Consider the following 20,234-nt stretch of genomic DNA (forward strand, 5'->3'; position numbering starts at 1 on the left):
GGGAAGCACGGGCCAAAGTTAACATCATGGCTGGATAAGCATTCAAAACCCAATAACAATAATAAATTCCAAAGGAAAAGGTGATGACAAGAGTGATACAGAATCAGGTATACGATAGCCAGACTCAGTTGGATTTTTCCCGCTATGACTCTCTTGCGGATATGATAGTCAGCAGCTGTGAGCGTTACGGCGACAAGAGCGCCTTTGCCTGCCTCGGCAAGGCCATCAGCTTTCGGGAACTGGAGAGGGATTCACGCGCCTTTGCCGCTTTCCTGCAGCACAACACCCAGCTGCAAGTCGGCGATCGTATCGCCATTCAACTGCCCAATATCAGCCAATTCGTTATTGCCGCCTATGGCGCGATTCGCGCAGGCCTGGTGCTGGTAAATACCAACCCCTTGTATACCGAACGGGAATTGATCCATCAGTTCAAGGATTCCGGCGCCAAGGCGCTGGTGGTGTTGTCAGATCTCTTGCCGATTCTGGCCAAAGTCGTTGCCAGCACCCCGATTGAAACTGTGATATCCACTCATCCGCTGGATCTTATCGAGCCGCAAATTCAGCCCAAAACCGGCCTGAAAAACCTCGAATTTACCAAGGTTCTTGAACAGGGACGTCAGCTGGAGTTCACCGAAGTAAAGCTGAAGCTGGACGATCTGGTGGCGCTGCAATACACGGGCGGTACCACAGGCCTTTCCAAGGGAGCCATGCTCAGCCACAAAAACCTGATTGCCAATGCCATGCAATGTGAATCCCGTATCGGCGCCAACCTGGTACAGGGGGAAGAGATCTTCGTCGCCCCACTGCCCATCTACCATATTTACGCCTTTTTGGTGAATCTGGTGCTCTATTTTGAGCGCGGCGCCCTGACAGTGCTCATTCCCAACCCGAGGGACATCGCCTCGCTGATCAAGACCTTGGGCAAATATCCCTTTACCGGATTTGCCGGGCTTAACACCCTTTTTGTTGGCCTGTGCCATCAGCAAGCCTTCCGTGAACTGGACTTTTCCCATCTGAAGATCACCATTTCAGGCGGTACCGCCCTCACCGAAGCCGCAGCCAAACTCTGGCAACAAACCACAGGCTGCACCATATCTGAAGGTTATGGTCTGAGTGAGACCTCACCGGTTATCTCCCTCAACGCGCCGGGGCTTGAACGTCTGGGCAGCATAGGCAAGCCGGTTATCGAAACTCAAGTGCAAATTCTCGATGGCAATGACCAGCCCCTGCCGCCAGGTCAAGCCGGTGAACTCGCGGTGCGCGGCCCTCAGGTGATGAGTGGTTACTGGCAAAAGCCCGATGAAACTGCGGCTGTGATGACAGAAGATGGCTTCTTCAAGACAGGAGATATCGCCATTGAGAGTGAAGATGGCTATCACAGCATAGTGGATCGCAAGAAAGATCTGATTATCGTCTCCGGCTTCAATGTTTACCCCAATGAAGTCGAAAACGTGCTGGCCCGCTGCGAGTTGGTACTTGAATGCGCGGTTATCGGAGTTGAAGATGAGCGCAGCGGTGAAGCCGTCAAGGCGGTAATAGTGCTCAAGCCCGAGGTCGATGCCGCCAAAGCTCAAGCAGCCATTGAGGCCCACTGCCGGGCAGAACTCGCGGCCTACAAGGTGCCCAAAATGATAGAGTTTGTCGCCCAGTTGCCCAAGAGCACGGTCGGCAAAATACTCAGGCGTGAACTGCGCAAATAAGCCAAATAAAAATGCCGCTTAAAAGCGCAACGTAGTTCACTTAAGCGGAGCTGCCTTGTGATTAACAGGATATCGGGTCTTTGATATTTTTACCGCCCTAGGCCGATTTGGCTTAGGGCGTTTGTCTATAAAGAGGATGGACAAGTCTCCTCGTAGACTGTTTAGACGCTTCGGCGTATTACCTGGTGACACCGCTTTGCTCATGACTTTGAGCTGACTTGCGATGAACTGACAAGCGTACTTAAAGCTGATTTCATTGGGCATTCGACCATGCTCTACTGCCGCTTGGCTCGCTTCTCGTCTCACCAAGTTATAACCAAGCAGCAGCCCCCATAACTCTTGATAGACAAGTTCGACTGTCTTACTCCTCAGCACTAACGCATTGTGTTGCATCGAACTTTTTATGTCTCGATACCCTAATTCAATTTCCCATCGCTCGTGGTAAAGCGCCGCGACTGCTCCCGCATCGTACTGCTCTCTGGGAAGAGACGTAAATACGGTTTTTGGCTTACCTTGTACCTGATAAGTCACGGCTCTCACTTGCCATGTTTCAGGTAGGTTAGGATTTTTCTTGCGTGCTTGTGGAGAGACTTTCATTTCGACTCGCATGTCGTCACTCTCTTCATCGTCCAGCAGGGTGTATTTCACCCCTTTCTTCGCCGGTAACAACCAATGTCTGTTAGCACCACTATTTTGGAGAGAAAGAAGTAAGCCTGCTCCATAAAAACCCTTATCCAATAAGGTCACGGAATTATCCGGTAAGGAGTCAATAAAGGGCATAGCAAGAGGAATTTCGCCTCGACGATAAGGGCTTATAGCGGCATCGACAATGACATGAGAGCGAACATTCATCATGGTCACCACCCTTAATACTGGATGAGGCGTCTGTCTGTCGCTGGATGTATTACCTGACCCAAAATGGTCTCTTAGTTCCGGTGTGTCAGCGGTTCGAAAAAGCGCGCCATCCACAGCAAAGACTTGCAAACCTTGCCATGTATCCTCAGGGTAACGCTCTAACCCCCACCTATGGCTGCATTGCCTAAACAACCATTCTGGGGCTGCTTTGCCGAGGCGTTGCCTTGCTTGCGTTAAAGCACTTTTTGCTAACAGCTCCTCATTAGCCAACCCCTCGGCACAGACATTCATTCGCCGTGCAACTTCGGCAATCGGTTCGTTGCGGAAAAACGCCATTCCAACAATAAGCCAAAGAACCATATCACTCGGTAAGCGACGTCGACGAATCGTCGCTTTATCGGAAAGTGTTACCGCTTTAGCAATCCACTCGTCAGGAATATGCTCGGAGAAGGTGGTTAGCTGAGCGACATCAACAGGACTCTCTTCAAGAAAGTCGGCAAAGCAGTTTTGAATAGACATAAAAAATCGGAAACCTACAAACAGGTTTCCGATTGTCTCTCATCAGAAGGATCGGTCAACCGATCCTTATCTGATCTACATTGCGCTTAAAAGCGGCATTTTTATTATAAGAACTCTTTTACTTTCAGCGTTCTACTACTGACGAAAGAAGTCCAGCAGATGGCTGAGGGCACAGATGGCGTGCACTATCAGAAAACCGATAAAACCGTGGGCCAGATGCTTATGCCAACCACGCCAGAGCAACGCATCACTGGTGCCTTGGGTCAAATACCAGAGTAAGCCTGTCAGAGCCACCCCAAGCAGCAGCAACATCCCCAGCCCTTCTATCAGGCTGAACAGCCCCTTGCCGCCAGCAACCGGTAACTTGCCTTTGAACAAGCCGCCGATATCAGCACCTATCTGGCGCCAATCGCCGATAAACAGACTAAAGTACTGACGCCAGCGGCCGGAGGTGCAGTTACTCACAAGAAACGTCAGCGACAGCGGCACACACAGGAGCCCAAGATAGACATGGCTCAGATCCCAGAAACCGGCACCGGCCCTGATGCTGCGGATCATCATCAAACTGCTGCTACCCAGCACCAGAAACAAACACAAGAGAATTAACAACAAGTGTTGATGGGCACTATAGAAGCGCCAAAGACGTTGCAACAGAGCCATTTCAGCCTCGCTTTAACCCGCCCTGGAGATCAGAGCCTGCGCCGCCAATTGCTCGGCAAATTCCTGCACCTTGTCCCAATTAGTGTATTCAATACAGGTATTGGGATCGGTCGGTCCCTTGGTGATCCACATGATGAAACGTATGATATTTCTGTCCATGGCTCCATAGCCCTGATAGTCAAGGTTGCCGCCAAATACGGCCAACTGCTTAGGCTTCCATTCAGTCTTGGCAAGAAACGCCTGCATGTAAGGGTTGGTTTCAGGAGTATTTTTTTCCGGCTTGCGCGCCACCAGACTCACAGAAAAGAAGCCATTGGCCTTACTTTCCAACTGCTGCTGATGTTGGCGAATATAGTCGAACACGGCAGGATTGTGCTTGCCGTGACGAATACTGGCTCCAATGGCGACCCGATCAAAATCGGCCAGATCCGGCGCATCATCTATCGCCGCCATGGTCACTTGCTGCCCCAAAGCGCCAAGTTGCTTTGCCATAACGTCACAGATCTTGCGGGTCTGACCATGCACGCTGGAATACAGCAGAAGAGTCTTGCTCACCTTAACCCCTAGTAGTTCAATCTCTTAGTACTGATGCCATCTTAGGTGATCCATTAGCTCATTTACATGAAACAGATCACGGGCAAAGGGCGAAACGCTATCCAAGCCGCGGAAATACCGAGTAGTTCACAAAAAATAACCGCTGTGGGAACCTAAGGATCACCGCCACCCAAGAAGCCGTTATGGCAGTGGAACCTTGGCGCTACAGCAGCTTTACAGCCGGATAATATTTTTCAACAAAGTTTTCTGGTTATCTCCAGGTTCTGGTATTAGCATAAGCTGATACTCTGCAGCCATTTTCGAAACAAGATGCAGCAACCAACCCGCAATCCCGAGGCCTTGCTACTGTGGATGACCTTTGTCATGTCCTTGGTATTTGCCGTCTGGCAGGCCCTGCTGAACAACTTTGTTATTGAAAGAGCACTATTCACCGGCGCCGAAATAGGCATGCTGCAAAGCCTCAGGGAGGTTCCCGGGTTTCTGGCTTTTAGCGCCATTTTTGTGCTGCTGTTGATTAAAGAACAGGCCTTCGCCCTGTTGTCGCTGGCGCTGCTGTGCATCGGGGTGGGCATTACCGGTTTCTTTCCCCAGGTATTGGGGCTCTATCTGACGACCATTTTAATGTCGGTCGGCTTTCACTACTTTGAAACCATCAATCAATCGCTGACCCTGCAGTGGGTCGACAAGTCCCAGACAGCAGGTTTCATGGGAAAGGCCATGTCATGGCGCGCCGCGGCCGCCTTGGGCGGCTACGGCAGCATCTGGTTGGTGATGACAGTCTTCAAGCTGGACTATGTCTGGATGTACAGCCTTATAGGGGCCTTGGGGCTTTTGATGGTAATCACTCTCTACTGCTATTTCCCCAAGTTCGATACCGGCGAAGTCCAGCACAAGAAAATCATCCTCAGAAAACGCTACTGGCTCTATTACCTGTTGACCTTTTTCTCGGGAGCCAGAAGGCAAATCTTCATGGTGTTCGCCGGCTTTATGATGGTGGAGAAGTTCGGTTACAGCGTCAGTGAGATCACGGCTCTGTTTCTGATCAACTATGTAGTCAACCTGCTGTTTGCCCCGGCCATAGGTCGCTTTATCGGCCGCATAGGAGAAAGGCACGCCCTGACCCTGGAATATATAGGCCTGGTGCTGCTGTTTATCAGTTATGCCCTGGTGGAGGACGGCCACATGGCAGCGGCGCTCTATGTGATAGATCACCTGCTGTTTGCCATGGCGATTGCCATCAAGACCTATTTCCAAAAAATTGCCGATCCCAAAGACATTGCCGCCACCATGTCGGTCAGCTTTACCATCAATCATATCGCGGCCGTGGTGATCCCGGTATTGCTCGGAGTGCTCTGGCTCAGTTCACCTGCGGCAGTGTTTTATATCGGTGCCGGACTCGCCGCCTGTTCGCTGTTGCTGGCACGCCTGGTGCCCAAGGCCCCGGCCCCCGGACGAGAACTCAGTTGGCACAAGGCCCTCGTTGCAGAAACCCAACAGCAGGAAGCCGGCTGAACTGCTGGACAACTAACTGAAAATTATGCATAAAGAAGCATAGTTTTCGCGAGAAGATAATCAGAATGGCAGAGGAAAAACTCCCCAGAGAAATAGAAGAGCCAGGTCAGGCATCGGCCCGCAAGAAGGCACTGCGCCTCGGGCGCCTGCTGGGACTCGCCTCTGAACAGGACTATAAACCTGCCAACGCCAGCGTTGCCGAACGGGCGGCCTTTCGCATCGACAAACAACAAGCCCAGTACCAACGCAACCTGGAAAACATCTACGCCATGGCACTGAGCTATACCCCGTCCGATGTGACCGGGGTGGAGCTGGATCCCGACTGGGTACATCAGTTCTTCCAAATGGCCGAGCAGATCCACAATCGCAAGATGCAGGATCTGTGGGCTCGGATACTCTCAAGTGAAATCATCAATCCAGGTAATTTCAGCCTGCGTACCCTGGCAACCCTGAAACAGTTGACCTTGAGAGAGGCACACATACTGGAAAAAGCGCTGGGGATGGCGGTCAAGGTCAACAATGAGAGCCGACTCAAGCTTATCAGTGGTTACAGAGTCAGCGGCGGCATAGGCCAGTATTTTCGTAAACACAGCGCGGTCAACCTGGGGTTGTCGCAATTCGGCATGCCCTACTCAAGCATACTCACCCTGGTGGATGGCGGCATACTGCACAGGGGCGAGTTCGAGACCGGCATATTGGACAGCAAGAGCCCGCTGCAACTGCAGATCCAACAGCAACACCTGAAGCTAACCCCAAAATCAGGCCACCTGCTGTTCAGCTACTACCGCTTTACCCCAGTGGGCGATGAACTGGCACTCTTGGTGCGTCCAAGGGAAGACGAAGCCTATATCAAGGCGCTGAAGGCCTTGTTTACCAAAGACTTCAGCATTAGCTAGGCATCAACTGAGCCTCAGGCGCTGGCCTGTAATCGCGTCGACGGGATCACTTCCAAGGCAGAGAGGTAATCCAGCAATGCCTGCACCTGGGTATTGAGATCGCCCTTGCTGGTATCTATAGTCAACTCGGCAGCCAGCGGCTCTTCGTAGGGCGCCGAAATCCCGGTAAAGTCACGGATCTCCCCCTTACGCGCCTTCTGATACAAGCCCTTGGGATCGCGGGCCTCACACACTGCCAGCGGCGTGGAAACATGCACTTCAATAAAACGCCCCGCAGCAAACCGGCAGCGAATAGCATCACGCTCGGCCCGGGTCGGCGAGATAAAGGCCGACAGTACCAGCAAACCGGCATCCACCATCAGGTGCGCAACTTCGCCCACTCTTCGCAGGTTTTCATCCCTATCGGCTGCGCTGAAACCAAGATCTTTGCAAAGACCATGACGCACATTGTCGCCATCGAGCAGATAGGTGTGAAACCCCGCCTCGAACAGTGCCCGCTCCAGGGCGCCTGCCAAGGTCGACTTGCCGGCGCCGGACAACCCGGTGAACCAAAGCAGCACAGGTTGTTGGCCCTTCTGGGCTGCCCTTGCCGCCTGATCGACAGCATGCTGATGCCAAACGATATCGGCATTGGGCTGGGTAGAATTCTTCATCGTCACTCCTTAAAGACCCGCATCAAAGGGGAACAGCATGGGCACCAGAAACAAAACTATCGCCGAGTAAAGCAACGACAGCGGCAGCCCCAAGCGCACAAAATCAATAAAGCGGTAATTACCGGCGTTGAACACCATCAGATTGGTTTGGTAGCCATAGGGCGAAATAAAGCTGGCGCTGGCACCAAACACCACTGCCAGAATAAAGGGCCGACTGTCGACCCCGAAGCTGGTCGCAATCGCATAGGCCACGGGAAAAGCCAGGGCCGCCGCCGCGTTGTTGGTGATGAGTTCGGTCAACAGCAAGGTCAGCAAATAAACCCCGACAAAGGCGCCAAAGACCCCAAAGCCGGAAAAGGCGCCGAGCAGAGTATCGGCCATCCCTTTGGCCAAGCCGGTATCCAACATCAGCTTGGCCAGACTTAGGGCGCTGCCGACAATCAACACCAGCTCCAGCGGGAACCGCCGTTTGAGCTCGCCCAGGGTCACGGCACCTATCGCCAGATAACTGAGCAACAAGAGCACCAGCCCCTTGGCCAGCGGCAGCCAGCCCAGCAGACTGGCAGCTATGGTGAGCACAAAGCCCGCCAGCACCCACTGACTGCGGCGACTGTCCAGCCTGACACTCAGGTCCAGGCCGCTGACGGCGGCAAAGTCGGTACTGAGACGCGGATTACGACCAAAGCCATCGCCCGGGGTCAACAGCAACACATCTCCGGCCTGCAGCACTATGTCGCCCAAGCCGCCCTTGAGTGGATGATGGCCGCGGCGAATCGCCATTACGGCGGCATCAAACTGCTCCCGAAATCGCGAGGCCTTGAGCGAAGAGCCCACCAAAGCCGAAGACGGCGCCAGCACGGCTTCCACCAGATTCTGGCCCCTGGCCTGCTGCTTGCCGAACCACTCCAAACCATCGAATTGATGCAGCAACTCCACCGACTCCACCGCGCCGCTGAAGCGCAGCACATCCCCCGCGGCCAGCACGAGTTGCGGCGGCACAGGGCAGATGCGAATGCCGCTGCGCTCGAGCTCAGCCAGATAGAGCTTTTTCAGGGCCCTGAGTCTATTGTCCTGCACGCTTCGGCCCACCAGGGTTGAGCCGGGCAACACCTTGGCTTCCAACAGATAGGGCAGACTTTCATCACCATGTTGCTCATCGCCATCGGGCAACAGGTGTGACAGCAATACCAAAAGCGCAATACCGGCCACCACCACGGCCAGGCCAATCAAGGAGAACTCAAAAAAACCCAGGGGTTTCAGCCCGGCGTTTTCAACAAAGGAGTTCACTATCAAGTTGGTCGAGGTGCCAATCAGGGTCAGGGTGCCGCCCAAAATCGCCGCGTAGGATAAGGGCAGCAATAACTTGGCCGGTGCATGCTGCTGATTGCGACGCACCACGCCAATCAACGAGGCCACCACGGCGGTATTGTTGGTGAAAGACGACAGCAACGCAGTGGAAAACCCCAGCTTGGCCATGGTCAGCCCCAAGGAGCCTGAGCCTATGACCTGGCTGAGCCTACCGAGCAAGGGCGTCTTCTCCAGTGCCGTGGTTGCCAGCACCAGGAGCACCAGAGTCACCAGACTGGCGTTGGTAAAACTGCCCAGCAGCGACTCAAGCTCCAGCATACCCAAGAGGTAACTGAGCAGCGCCGCTATGGTAAACAGCATGGCCGGTGATGCCAGACCACTGACGAGTCCGGCCACCAGCGCGAGCAGTATTAACCCCAGGATCCAGGTTTCAGACAATTCAGTCTCCCTGAGCGCGGATATCCAGCGCCTGCCAATGGGGGAAATGCTTACGAATCAAGGCATTGAGTTCCAATTCAAACTCACTGAAATGGGTCGTTTTTTCAGTTTCCCCAAGCGCCTGCTGCACCATACCGGCACCGACAGTGACATTGCTGATGCGATCGATAAAGATAAAACCGCCGGTATCGCGATTGTCATTATAGGCATCGAACACCACGGCCTCACTCAACTCCAGTTCAACCAGGGCTATGGTGTTGAGGCTCAGCTCGGCAACACTGTCCTGTGCCAGGGTATTCACATCTATGCTGTGCAGTATGCGGCTGACACTGGCTGGCACCTTTTTGGTTCCCAGCTTGATGTTGTATTGCTTGCCGGGTGTCAGCGGCTGTTCGTGCATCCACACCACCTTGGCCTGCAACCGGTTGGAAACGCCCACAGGGCTCGCCGCCGGCACTATCACATCGCCGCGGCTGATATCAATCTCATCACTCAGGGTCAGGGTCAGTGCCTGGCCGGCATAGCCCTGCTTGAGCTCACCATCGAAGGTGACAATCGAGGCGATAGTCGACTCTTTCCCCGAGGGCAGCACCTTGACCCTCTGGCCAACTTGCAGACTGCCGGAGGCCAAGGTACCGGCAAAACCGCGGAAATCCAGGTTGGGACGGCTGACATACTGCACCGGGAAGCGGGCATCGAAGGCGTGGTTAAAGCCGGTCACAGGCGCACTCTCCAGCATGGCAAGCAGGGTTTCGCCCTGATACCAAGGGGTGCGCGCCGAGCGGTTCACCAGGTTGTCGCCATCGAGTGCCGACAGCGGTACAAAGTGGATATCGTCCAACTGCAACTGGCCGGCAAACGCCAGATAGTCGGCCTTGATCGCCTCGAAACGCTCCTCACTGAAATCCAGCAGATCCATCTTATTGACGGCCACGATGAACTGCTTGATCCCCAAGAGAGAGCAGATAAAGCTGTGTCTGCGGGTCTGGGTCTGCACCCCGTAGCGACCGTCGATCAGAATAATCGCCAGATCGCAGTTGGAAGCGCCGGTCGCCATATTGCGGGTGTACTGCTCATGCCCGGGAGTGTCGGCAATGATGAACTTGCGTTTCTCGGTAGAGAAGTAACGATAGGCCACATCTATGGTGATCCCCTGCTCGCGCTCGGCCTGCAGGCCATCCACCAGCAAAGCCAGATCCACAGCTTCGCCCGTGGTGCCATGGCTCTTGGAATCCTTGTGCAGTGCCGCCAGTTGATCTTCATAGATCTGGGCGCTGTCGTGCAGCAAACGGCCTATCAGGGTCGACTTGCCGTCATCCACGGAACCACAGGTCAGAAACTTCAAAAGCGATTTATGCTGCTGATTTTTAAGATATTGCTCTATACCCTGCTCATTGACTTGTTGTGCAACCGACATTAGAAATACCCCTCACGCTTTTTCTTTTCCATCGACCCGGACGAATCCCTGTCGATGACCCGTCCCTGACGCTCACTGGAGCGGGACAGCAACATCTCTTCGATAATCTCTGCCAGTGTCGCGGCACTGGACTCTATGGCGCCGGTCAAGGGATAACACCCCAGAGTGCGAAAACGCACCCGGCGATACTCGGGCACTTCGCCTTCATTGAGCGGCATCCGCTCGTCATCGACCATGATCAGGCTGCCATCGCGCTCCACCACCGGGCGCTGCTCGGCAAAATAGAGCGGCACTATGTCGATGTTTTCCTGATAGATGTATTGCCAGATATCCAACTCGGTCCAGTTGGAAAGCGGGAAGACCCTGATGCTCTCCCCCTTGTTGACCTGACCGTTATAGGTGTGCCACAGCTCGGGGCGCTGGTTCTTGGGATCCCAGCGGTGATGGCGATCGCGAAAGGAATAGACACGCTCCTTGGCGCGGGACTTCTCCTCGTCGCGGCGGGCACCGCCAAAGGCGGCATCGAAACCGTATTTATCCAGGGCCTGTTTCAGGCCTTCGGTCTTCATCACGTCTGTGTGCTTGGCCGAGCCGAAGGTAAAGGGGTTCATGCCCATCGCCAGGCCTTGCGGATTCTTGTGTACCAGAAGCTCGAAACCGTACTTCCTGGCCGCCTGATCACGAAAACGTATCATCTCGCGAAACTTCCAGTCGGTATCCACATGCAGCAAGGGGAAAGGGATCTTGCCCGGATAGAAGGCCTTGCGCGCCAGATGCAACAGCACGGAAGAATCCTTGCCGATGGAGTACAACATCACCGGGTTGTCGAATTCGGCGGCAACTTCGCGAAAGATCTGGATACTCTCGGCTTCCAACTGTTCAAGGTGACTCAACACTGGCCCTGACATCTTATTTCTCCAATTGATTCAAAGTGCTGTAACAGCATCATGTTGTAGTTGCAGGCCATTGTTCGCCGCCTCGGGTTCAAACCAACTGAGGCTGTCTGCCAAAGCGACGACTTCGCCTATGATCATCAGCGCCGGCATCACTACCCGCGGGTCTTGAGCCAGAGTTTGCAACTGCTCCAGGGTGCCAATAACACGCTGCTGCTGCCTGGTCGTGGCCTTGGATACTATGGCCACCGGCGTCTGCGGGCTGCGACCATGGGCAATCAGTTGTTGCTGAATGAGCCCGGCATTGAGGATCCCCATGTACACCACCAGGGTGTTGGCCGGGTTGGCGTAGCCTTGCCAATCCATGGGGCGATTTTGCAGCTGGCAATGACCGGTAATAAAGCTGACCCCCTGGGCAAAATCCCTGTGGGTCAAGGGAATACCCGCATAGGCTGCGGTACCGCTGGCGGCTGTGATGCCAGGCACCACTTCGAAGGCGACGCCGGCCTGTGCCAGAGTCTGCAACTCCTCGCCGCCGCGACCGAAGATAAAGGGATCGCCCCCTTTGAGCCTGACCACGGTTTGGCGGGTAAAGGCCTTGGTCAGCAACAAACGGTTGATTTCACTCTGGGAAGCACTGTGCTCACCGGCCCGTTTGCCCACCGCGATGCGCTCGGCACCTTCGGGGATCAGCGCCAGGATCTCGGGACTGACCAAGGCATCAAACAGCACCACATCGGCGCGCTGCAGCAGGTGCCACGCCTTGACGGTCAATAGTTCAGGATCGCCGGGACCGGCTCCAAGCAGATAAACTTTGCCTTTGGCCCGCTTGCCGGGCAGTGTCAGTAATTCCATGCGCTATTCCCCATCTTGCTGATGCAAGCAATATAGCGGCTACACATATTCCACTATAAATAGAGAATCATTAGCTGTTATTACTTTTAGATATATAGAGGGAAATCGCGGTAACGGGAAAAATATCTGGGACTGAGAAATCTGTTAATAAAAAACATTACTTTTTATTTTCAATGGATTACAAAATAATAGCCGAACTGGGTTAATGAATTTTTTTATTGTTTACTACCGCTTTTAGCACTAACTTATGGCAAAAAATTATAGTTTTATCTCGGTGACAGCAGCTTGGGATGGGAATGTGCAGGCTAAAGCCAGGATGTTACACTCTCAAGCCGAAACAACAGCCGGGCACTCCATCAAGCCTCAGAGACAACAGGGAAGAATATGTATACCAAAATCCGTTCCAGCCTCAGCGGCCTGACATTGGCCCTGGTAATATTACCGTCCAGCCAACTCTCTGCCGCCGAAGACAATGGCCCTTCGCTGGTCGATCAAAGGGTGCAAGAGGAGCTGGAAACCTCAGAGCGGCCCTTTGTAATCACCCCGCACAAGGTCAATTACATACTACCGGTCACCTATAATCCTTCACCCAATATGGCCCCTTTTGAATCGAAAACGACTTCAGAAGATGAAACTTTGGATAAATATGAAGCCAAATTCCAAATAAGTTTCAAATTCCCACTGATGTACAACGTGTTTGGCGACAATGGTCACCTGTTTTTCGCCTATACCAATCAATCTTGGTGGCAGGTGTACAACAAGGACATCTCCTCGCCGTTTCGTGAAACCAACCACGAGCCCGAACTCTTTATGCTATTCAACAACGACTGGAAAATAGCCGGTTTCACCAACTCCTTCTGGGGCTTTGGTGCCGTACATCAGTCCAATGGCAAGTCGGGCGACCTGTCCCGCAGTTGGAACCGTATTTATGGCACCATGGTGTTCGACAAGGGCCCTATAGCGCTGGCGGCCAAGGTGTGGTGGCGGATCCCGGAAAGCGAGAAGGACTATGAGGGAGATCCCCGCGGAGACGATAACCCGGATATCACAGATTACCTCGGCCACTTCGAGCTGACCGGCGTCTACGGCATAGACGATCACAGATTCAGCCTGATGTTGCGTAACAATCTTCAGAGTTCCAACCGCGGCGCAGTGGAGTTTACCTGGAGTTACCCCATACTCGGCAACCTGCGCCTATATGCACAATACTTCAATGGCTACGGCGAAAGCCTTATTGACTATAACGATCACAATCAGCGTATAGGTATAGGGGTCGCCATCAACGATATCCTGTAAGCTATCAAGGGCGAGCTTAATGATTGCCTCTGTGCCATTTATAGGCCCTGAGGCTGGTATCAGGGAGAGATATGAAGCCGGGATTCCGTGAAATAGTTAGCTGCTTTATCCTGCTGTTGTTGATCTCCTGTCTGCAGTTGGGACGATTCCTGCTGCCTGAGCCTGCGAAAAAAGAGCTGTTGAGCCAAAGGCAGATGAAGACCGATCTGACTGTACTAGTCAAACAATTGCAGCAGCACTCAGCCTTTCTGGTACTGGATCCCGACATTGAATCCCGACTCGAGAAAAGACTGCAACGGCTGAAACAGGAATACCGAGACAGCATAGCTATCAATCGTTTCACCGCCGAAGTCAATAAGTTGCTGGGAGAACTTAAAGACCCCGGGGTCAGGGTCAGTCAAACGGCGCTGCCCTCCGGCGTCTTGCCCCTCAGGCTCAAGCCCATGGAAGACAAATGGCTGGCGCTCAATGACAAAGACGAGCCCCTTCAAAATGATACACCTTTTATCAGCCATATCGATGGCCTGCCCATCAGCCATTGGCAGAAGATTGCCAATCACTTTTTGCCGCCGGAGCAGCGAAATAGCGTACCTATGCAGATGCCTTGGCTGCAACAGCTGGATCTGCTAAGGCGGGAGATGGGGCTTAGAGTAAAAGATGAGGTGCTGCTGACGCTCTATGGGGCTGACCTCCAGCCGCAAAACATAGAGGTGAAAGTACCGCAGCAGTTTCTCAGTGCCCCTCTATCTATTCTGGCCAGTTGGCAGCAACTGGCGCCTGAGATTGCACTGTTTACCTTGACAGATCTCAATGCGATAGAGACTGACCCTCAGCTGCAACAAGATTTGCTGCGCGCGATGAGTCATCACATCCTGGTGCTGGATCTGCGCCATGCCCACGGCTTCAGCGACAGCCTGTTGCAGTTTCTCGGCAACTATCAGGATGGACTCAGCAGCCAACCACTGGGCTATGGCCGCTACCGCCGTTCACCACAGCTACGGCGCGACTTTCTGCGGCCGCTGCACTTTGAGCCGCTCACTCAATTCGCACCATTTCCGCCGGTACAGGCCGCACTGGACAATCAGCCACAGCCCAACCTGAGTCACTGGTATGCCCGCCCGATCCCCAAACTGGTTGCAGCGACCGTCCCTGACTCGGGACGCCTGGTACTGCTTATCGGCCCGGACTGCCGCCAGGAGTGTGAATGGATTGCCTATGCAGCCAAACGTTGGCGCAGAGCGCTGTTGGTGGGCGAACCGACCCGCGGCGATCTGGGGCGTTTACATCATTTTACCCTGCCGGCCAGTGGCCTTAAACTGAGTATCAGCGCTTCGCTTGGCTATGATGGCTATGGCCAATTGCTTTCAGGAATCGGCACAGAACCGGATCTGCAGCTCCCCACAGATGCCCCCTTGCAATGGCAGGGATTGCTGTCTCTCATCTCCCCGGAGCAGTGTCTGCGAAAGCCTACGGATGCTCAATCAGAACTAGCATTACCCAATACTCAATTAAGCTCGGCTACGCCCAGGTCAGCTGCTCGGCAGCACTGAACTGACGTATTGTTACCATTAGTTGACTCATTCAAAAAGTTGCTCGGCGAAAAACTGGGGGAGTGGAGACACAGATGAAGTTGAAGTTTGGAACAAACAATTCCCGGATAGCCCCATGAAAGGGTGATCGGGCTATCCGGGACACGGAGAGTGCTTTGAAGCTGCGCCAGCAAGCCAATCAAAGCTCGGGGTCACTCGCGACCGACTGCTGAAAAAACGGGGCAACCGATGCCATAAGGGCGAGCCGTCTTGATGTGTATTGCCGACTGCACTGCCTGCCGCTAAGCCGATGTTCCATAAAAACACCCGATACAGAATGGCATATCACACTTCCCCTGCGGGAACTTTGGATTATAAACCAGAAAACCACCCTGTGCATAACTCTGTGAACAAATATGTACTAAAGTATGAGTCCAGATTATCTAAAGGCACTAACAATCGACATTGCCAAAACTAACGCCCCAAGATGACCACAAGATGACAAGCCGGGCAACTTGTCCACAGGCAGAAAAAAGCCGCTGATGACAGCGGCCACAAATCAGATCTCGTAGTGCAATCCGCACTCACGTTTTAACCCGTTGAAACGTGTCTCTTCCTCTGTCATCCCCAGCTCCAGGGGTTTGCTCGAATGGGTATCCCCCACAGAGACATAACCCTGCTCCCAGAGGGGGTGATAGGGCAAGTCATAGCGCTTGAGATACTCATGCACCTGTTTATTGCTCCACTCGATAATCGGCAGCATCTTATAGCGCTTGCCGTGGATAGCCAAAATCGGCAACGCCTCCCGGGTCGATGCCTGGGAGCGGCGCAACCCGGCAAACCAGGTGCCAACATCCAGCTCAGCCAGTGCCCGCTGCATCGGCTCTACCTTGTTGATGCGGTTGTATTGCTCCAGCCCCTCAAGCCCCTGCTGCCAAAGCTTGCCGAATCTGGCCTCCTGCCAAGCGGCGCTCGTCTCGGCCCGATAGACCTTAAGATTGAGTCCGAGCCGCTCTGTCAGTTGATCGATAAATCGATAGGTCTCGGGAAACAGGTAGCCGGTGTCGGTCAAAATCACTTGTGTACCTTGCTGCACCGAGTTCACCAGATGCAGCATCACCGCCGCCTGAATGCCAAAACTGGACGACAAGGCATGGTTCCCCGGCAGATAGGCCAAGGCCCATTGGATCCGCTCCTCGGCACTTAATCCGCCAAGATAGCCATTGATGGCAGCCAGGGCGCTTTGCTGCTCAGAGGCCGGCGCATCCAGCAAGGCCAGCAGCGCTTCGGCGCTGTGCAATAAACTTGTGGTATCAGCCATGAAAGTCCCTCGCCGCGTCCAATACAGGTTTCACTATCCCGGCGCGCACCGTGAAATCACCGAAGCTCTCGCCGGTTTCGCGCTCGGCGGCGTAGCGACCAAACAGGGTATCCAGCTCACTGAGGATTTCGGCTTCCTGAATATTCTCGCGGTACATCTTGTTCAATCGGGTGCCTTCGAAGCTGGCGCCCAGATACATGTTGTAGCGCCCAGGGGCCTTGCCCACAAAACCAATTTCGGCGGCAAAAGGGCGGGCACAGCCGTTGGGACAGCCCGTCATGCGCACGACTATCGCCTGCTCACCTATGGAGTGCTTGGCCTGCAGCGCATCCACATGGTCGATAAACTCGGGGAAATAACGCTCGGCTTCGGCCATGGCCAGGGCGCAGGTCGGCAGCGCCACACAGGCGATAGAATGACCACGGGTTGCGGTGATTACCTGCCCCATCAGGCCATGCTTACGTGCCAGCGCTTCGATTTCAGCCCTATCCTCATCCGCCACTTTGGCGATGATGATGTTCTGGTTGGAAGTCATCCGAAAGTCGCCCTTATGTATCTTGGCGATTTCCCGAAGCCCGGTCTGCAACAACTTACCCTGGGTATCCTTCACCCGGCCACCTTCGATAAACAGGGTCAGATGCCAGTGGTTGTCTATGCCTTTAACCCAGCCATATCTGTCGCCGCGATCCCCAATGACAACCTCACGCTTGGGGGCGAACTTAACCCCGGCGCGCTTTTCAACCTCGGCCTTAAAGGCCTCAAAGCCGTGATCCACTATGGTGTATTTGAGACGGGAGCGTTTACGATTGCTGCGGTTACCCCAATCGCGCTGCACTGTCATCACGGCCTCGGCAAACTTAATGGTGTCTTCGGCCTTGATAAAACCAAAGTCATCGGCCAGCCGCGGGAAGGTTTCCACTTCACCATGGGTCGAACCCATACCGCCACCGGCCACCAGATTGAAGCCCACCAGCTCGCCCTCTTGCGCCACGGCAATAAAACCCAGGTCATTGGTGTAAACATCCACGTCGTTGTCCGGTGGCACAGCTACTGCCATCTTGAACTTACGCGGCAGGTAGGTCTTGCCGTAAACAGGCTCAACCGCGGCCGGCTGCTCGTCCTCTGTGCTGAGCAGCTTCTCCTCATCGAGCCAAATTTCGGCATAGGCACGGGTGTGCGGCAGCAGATGATCCGACAGCTTCTTGGCCCAGAAATAAGCCTGCTGATGCAGCTTGGACTCTACCGGGTTGGGGTTACACATGACGTTGCGGTTCACATCACCACAGGCGGCAATCGAGTCCAGCGCTTCCCTGTCCAGCCCCTGAATAATGGTTTTCAGGTTGCGCTTGGGGATGCCGTGATACTGGAATGTCTGCCGGGTCGTCAAACGTATGCTGTTGGAGCTGGTCAGCTCCGAGGCTATCTTGTCCACGCCCAGCCACTGCTCTGGAGTACAGACACCACCCGGCACCCGGGCTCGCAGCATAAAGCTGTACAGCGGCTCGAGCTTTTGCTCCTTACGTTCGTTGCGCAGATCCCTGTCGTCCTGCTGATAGAAACCGTGAAACTTGATCAGCTGCTGATCGTCGTCGCTGAAGGCGCCTGTCACGTCTGTGCCCAGGCCCTCGCGTATGGTGCCGCGCAGATAGTCACTGTCGGTCTTGATATGCTCGTTGGCGGATAATTTCTGCTCACTCATGGCCTTATCTCTTTATTCCTAGGTTCTTCAGCTCAGTAGACATCTTTCTGGTAACGCTTGGCGCTGCGCAGTTCATCGAGAAACGCTTCGGCGGCCTCGCTCGTCAAACCCCCTTGCTCCATGGCCACTTCCAGCAGTGCCTGGTGCACATCTTTGGCCATTCGCTCGGCATCGCCACACAGGTAGATATGGGCCCCGCGCTCAAGCCACTGCCACAGCTCTTTGGCCTGTTGTTTAATCTTGTGCTGAACATAAACTTTCTCCGCTTGATCCCGGGAGAAGGCCAGCGAGATCCGGCTCAGGGCGCCACTCTTGAGGTACTGTTGCCACTCGGTCTGATAGAGAAAATCCTGCTCGAAATGGGGATTACCGAAGAACAGCCAGCTGTCGCCGGCCACGCCCTCGGCCACTCTTTGCTGCATAAAGGCCCGAAATGGCGCGACACCGGTTCCCGGCCCTATCATGATCACTGGCGTCTGGGGGTCTTCGGGCAAGCGGAAGTGCTTGTTGGGTTCCACATACACCCGCACCTGGGCGCCCTCCTCGGCCCGAGCCAGGAAGTGAGAAGCGGCGCCGAAACGGCGTTGGCCATCACGCTCCTCTTCCACCAGCGCCACGGTAAGATGCACTTCAGACTCCACTTCACTCTGACTCGAGGCGATGGAGTATAGCCTTGGGGTAATGGGGCGAAGCTTGTCCAACAGAGCCTGGGCCGAATCCAGCTTGGCGCCATTGAGAGGGTAACGTTTCACCAGGTCCACCAGTTGGTGGCTGAGAATAAACCGCCGGGTCTGCTCCTTGTCTTGGCTAATAGTAAGCAGCTCGCCGCTCTCTACTGTTTCGGCCCAAAACTGCACCAGACCGGGATAGAGTTGAGTCAGCTCTTTGTGTTCAATCAGGGCATCACGCAACTCCAAAGACTCGGCGCCAAGCTGAACCCGGGTATCCGGCGCCAGCGCCAGCACTTCGAGAATTTCAGCCACCAGAGCCTCATCGTTATGGAAATAGACCCCCAGCGCATCACCCGCCTGATAGCTGATGGCCGACTCGCCCAAATCGATTTCCAGATGACGGATATCCTTGAGTGAATCGCGGCCCGTCAGTTTCTGGCTGACTATCACTTCAGCGCTGTAAGGGTTTTGCTTGTCATATTCCTGGCCGATATTGCCATTGATACCTGGATTGACGGTATTGATGGACACCACATTGGTCGCTGCGCCATCGGCCACCTGCAGCAGAGGCTTAACCCGCTCAAGGAGTTCGGTTTGCCAGTTGTCGCTCTGTGACTGATAGTCCACATCACAGTCTACTCTCGGCAGTAAAGGCTTGGCCCCGAGGGCACTCAGGCGGGCATCGAAGTCTTTGCCTGTCTGGCAGAAAAACTCATAGGAGGAATCTCCCAGAGAGAGAACCGCATACTGAAGCTTATCCAGCTTGGGGGCGCGTTTGGAGCCGAGAAACTTGTGCAGCTCAATGGCATCATCGGGGGCTTCACCTTCACCATGGGTACTCACTACGGCCACCAGCAGGGTTTCCTGCTTGAGGTTACGGACATTGTATTCGCCCATAGATGCCAGATTGACCCCATAGCCCAGACTCTGGGCCTTGGCGGCCAACGCCTTGGCGACACCCCGGCCATTGCCCGTCTGGCTGCCATAGAGTATGGTCAGAGTTTGCCCGCTCTGTTTTTTGGGGGGAGCACCCTCCTGCCCCTGAGCGCTGGCGGCCAGATAACCACTGACCCATGCCAGCTGCAGCGGGCTGAGCTCGGCGGTGAGTTGTTTAAGCTTATCCACTTGTGGCGCTGAGAGTGGCGAAGCCAGTGAAGTGAGTTCTTTCAGTAACATTGAGACGGCCCAGTGACAGAGTAATGTCAGCAAGCTTAGCCCCACCATCGAAAAGCAAAAAAGAATAATATTTAATTTTTTATATCAATAAGGAATATGCATGGTATAAAAATTAAGCTACAAAAGTGTGGCCTGGCGCAAAGAATTTGCTCTGACCAGTGGAGAAACACACCACATGAAGAATATGAGCTTGTTTCCATTGAAAGACTTGCGACAATGCCAAAAGCACGCTAGGTGCCATGAAGGGAATATCTGTACCCCACACCCAGGATTTCATTCAT

16 protein-coding genes are annotated in these 20,234 nt (G+C 54.2%); 5 read left to right on the plus strand and 11 right to left on the minus strand.

The annotated features are described in order from the left end of the window. Positions 1-83 precede the first annotated feature (83 nt). Positions 84-1,700, plus strand: coding sequence for an AMP-binding protein (locus WKR14_RS16185; RefSeq protein ID WP_339086913.1), 1,617 nt, complete (start codon positions 84-86; stop codon positions 1,698-1,700). A gap of 36 nt (positions 1,701-1,736) precedes the next feature. On the opposite strand, the gene WKR14_RS16190 is transcribed toward WKR14_RS16185, so the two are convergent. The 3 genes from WKR14_RS16190 to hemG form a co-directional block, all read right to left on the minus strand. After that, the gene (locus WKR14_RS16190; protein ID WP_165564965.1) at positions 1,737-3,074 is read right to left on the minus strand and encodes an IS4 family transposase; all 1,338 of its coding nucleotides are present in this window, start codon (positions 3,072-3,074) and stop codon (positions 1,737-1,739) included. Positions 3,075-3,209: 135 nt separating this feature from the next. After that, complete coding sequence (locus WKR14_RS16195) at positions 3,210-3,734, minus strand: cytochrome b/b6 domain-containing protein (RefSeq protein WP_335922934.1); 525 nt, start codon at positions 3,732-3,734, stop codon at positions 3,210-3,212. A 12-nt stretch (positions 3,735-3,746) separates the two neighbouring features. Beyond that, positions 3,747-4,289, minus strand: coding sequence for a menaquinone-dependent protoporphyrinogen IX dehydrogenase (hemG, locus tag WKR14_RS16200; protein ID WP_039033119.1), 543 nt, complete (start codon positions 4,287-4,289; stop codon positions 3,747-3,749). A gap of 309 nt (positions 4,290-4,598) precedes the next feature. Here hemG and WKR14_RS16205 point away from each other — a divergent pair, with 309 nt between their 5' ends. Continuing rightward, the gene (locus tag WKR14_RS16205; RefSeq protein ID WP_186265365.1) at positions 4,599-5,801 is read left to right on the plus strand and encodes an MFS transporter; all 1,203 of its coding nucleotides are present in this window, start codon (positions 4,599-4,601) and stop codon (positions 5,799-5,801) included. A 65-nt stretch (positions 5,802-5,866) separates the two neighbouring features. Next, the gene (locus WKR14_RS16210; protein ID WP_039033117.1) at positions 5,867-6,697 is read left to right on the plus strand and encodes a TIGR03899 family protein; all 831 of its coding nucleotides are present in this window, start codon (positions 5,867-5,869) and stop codon (positions 6,695-6,697) included. 14 nt (positions 6,698-6,711) lie between these two features. On the opposite strand, the gene cysC is transcribed toward WKR14_RS16210, so the two are convergent. From cysC to cobA, 5 genes are read right to left on the minus strand one after another with little or no spacing between them, the layout of a single operon-like run. Beyond that, on the minus strand, positions 6,712-7,350 hold the full coding sequence (gene cysC / locus WKR14_RS16215; RefSeq protein ID WP_025009979.1) for an adenylyl-sulfate kinase: 639 nt from the start codon (positions 7,348-7,350) through the stop codon (positions 6,712-6,714). 9 nt (positions 7,351-7,359) lie between these two features. Beyond that, the gene (locus WKR14_RS16220; RefSeq protein ID WP_071475796.1) at positions 7,360-9,096 is read right to left on the minus strand and encodes an SLC13 family permease; all 1,737 of its coding nucleotides are present in this window, start codon (positions 9,094-9,096) and stop codon (positions 7,360-7,362) included. Between the two features lies 1 nt (position 9,097). After that, positions 9,098-10,513, minus strand: coding sequence for a sulfate adenylyltransferase subunit CysN (gene cysN / locus WKR14_RS16225; RefSeq protein ID WP_339086919.1), 1,416 nt, complete (start codon positions 10,511-10,513; stop codon positions 9,098-9,100). Further along, positions 10,513-11,421: a sulfate adenylyltransferase subunit CysD gene (gene cysD, locus WKR14_RS16230; RefSeq protein WP_218997204.1), complete on the minus strand. Its 909-nt coding sequence runs from the start codon at positions 11,419-11,421 to the stop codon at positions 10,513-10,515. The genes cysN and cysD overlap by 1 nt, the downstream gene beginning before the upstream one ends. A gap of 18 nt (positions 11,422-11,439) precedes the next feature. Next, positions 11,440-12,261 carry a uroporphyrinogen-III C-methyltransferase gene (cobA, locus tag WKR14_RS16235; protein ID WP_165565539.1) on the minus strand — a complete coding sequence of 274 codons (822 nt, stop codon included), beginning with the start codon at positions 12,259-12,261 and terminating at the stop codon, positions 11,440-11,442. Positions 12,262-12,645: 384 nt separating this feature from the next. Between cobA and WKR14_RS16240 the strand changes: the two genes are divergently transcribed. Next, on the plus strand, positions 12,646-13,557 hold the full coding sequence (locus tag WKR14_RS16240) for a phospholipase A (protein WP_206194641.1): 912 nt from the start codon (positions 12,646-12,648) through the stop codon (positions 13,555-13,557). Positions 13,558-13,628: 71 nt separating this feature from the next. After that, a complete protein-coding gene (locus WKR14_RS16245; protein WP_339086924.1) occupies positions 13,629-15,107 on the plus strand; it encodes a S41 family peptidase in 1,479 nt (492 codons plus the stop codon). A 538-nt stretch (positions 15,108-15,645) separates the two neighbouring features. On the opposite strand, the gene WKR14_RS16250 is transcribed toward WKR14_RS16245, so the two are convergent. Genes WKR14_RS16250 through WKR14_RS16260 form a run of 3 tightly spaced genes read right to left on the minus strand, consistent with a single transcriptional unit; the run spans position 15,646 to position 19,953 of the window. Beyond that, a complete protein-coding gene (locus WKR14_RS16250; RefSeq protein ID WP_339086926.1) occupies positions 15,646-16,407 on the minus strand; it encodes a phosphoadenylyl-sulfate reductase in 762 nt (253 codons plus the stop codon). Beyond that, positions 16,400-18,106: an assimilatory sulfite reductase (NADPH) hemoprotein subunit gene (gene cysI / locus WKR14_RS16255; protein ID WP_165565542.1), complete on the minus strand. Its 1,707-nt coding sequence runs from the start codon at positions 18,104-18,106 to the stop codon at positions 16,400-16,402. The genes WKR14_RS16250 and cysI overlap by 8 nt, the downstream gene beginning before the upstream one ends. 32 nt (positions 18,107-18,138) lie before the next feature. After that, a complete protein-coding gene (locus WKR14_RS16260) occupies positions 18,139-19,953 on the minus strand; it encodes an assimilatory sulfite reductase (NADPH) flavoprotein subunit (RefSeq protein ID WP_339086929.1) in 1,815 nt (604 codons plus the stop codon). Positions 19,954-20,234: the final 281 nt, after the last annotated feature.

Origin of the sequence: Shewanella chilikensis (genome assembly GCF_037953065.1) — a bacterium.
Taxonomy (GTDB): Bacteria; Pseudomonadota; Gammaproteobacteria; order Enterobacterales; family Shewanellaceae; genus Shewanella; species Shewanella chilikensis.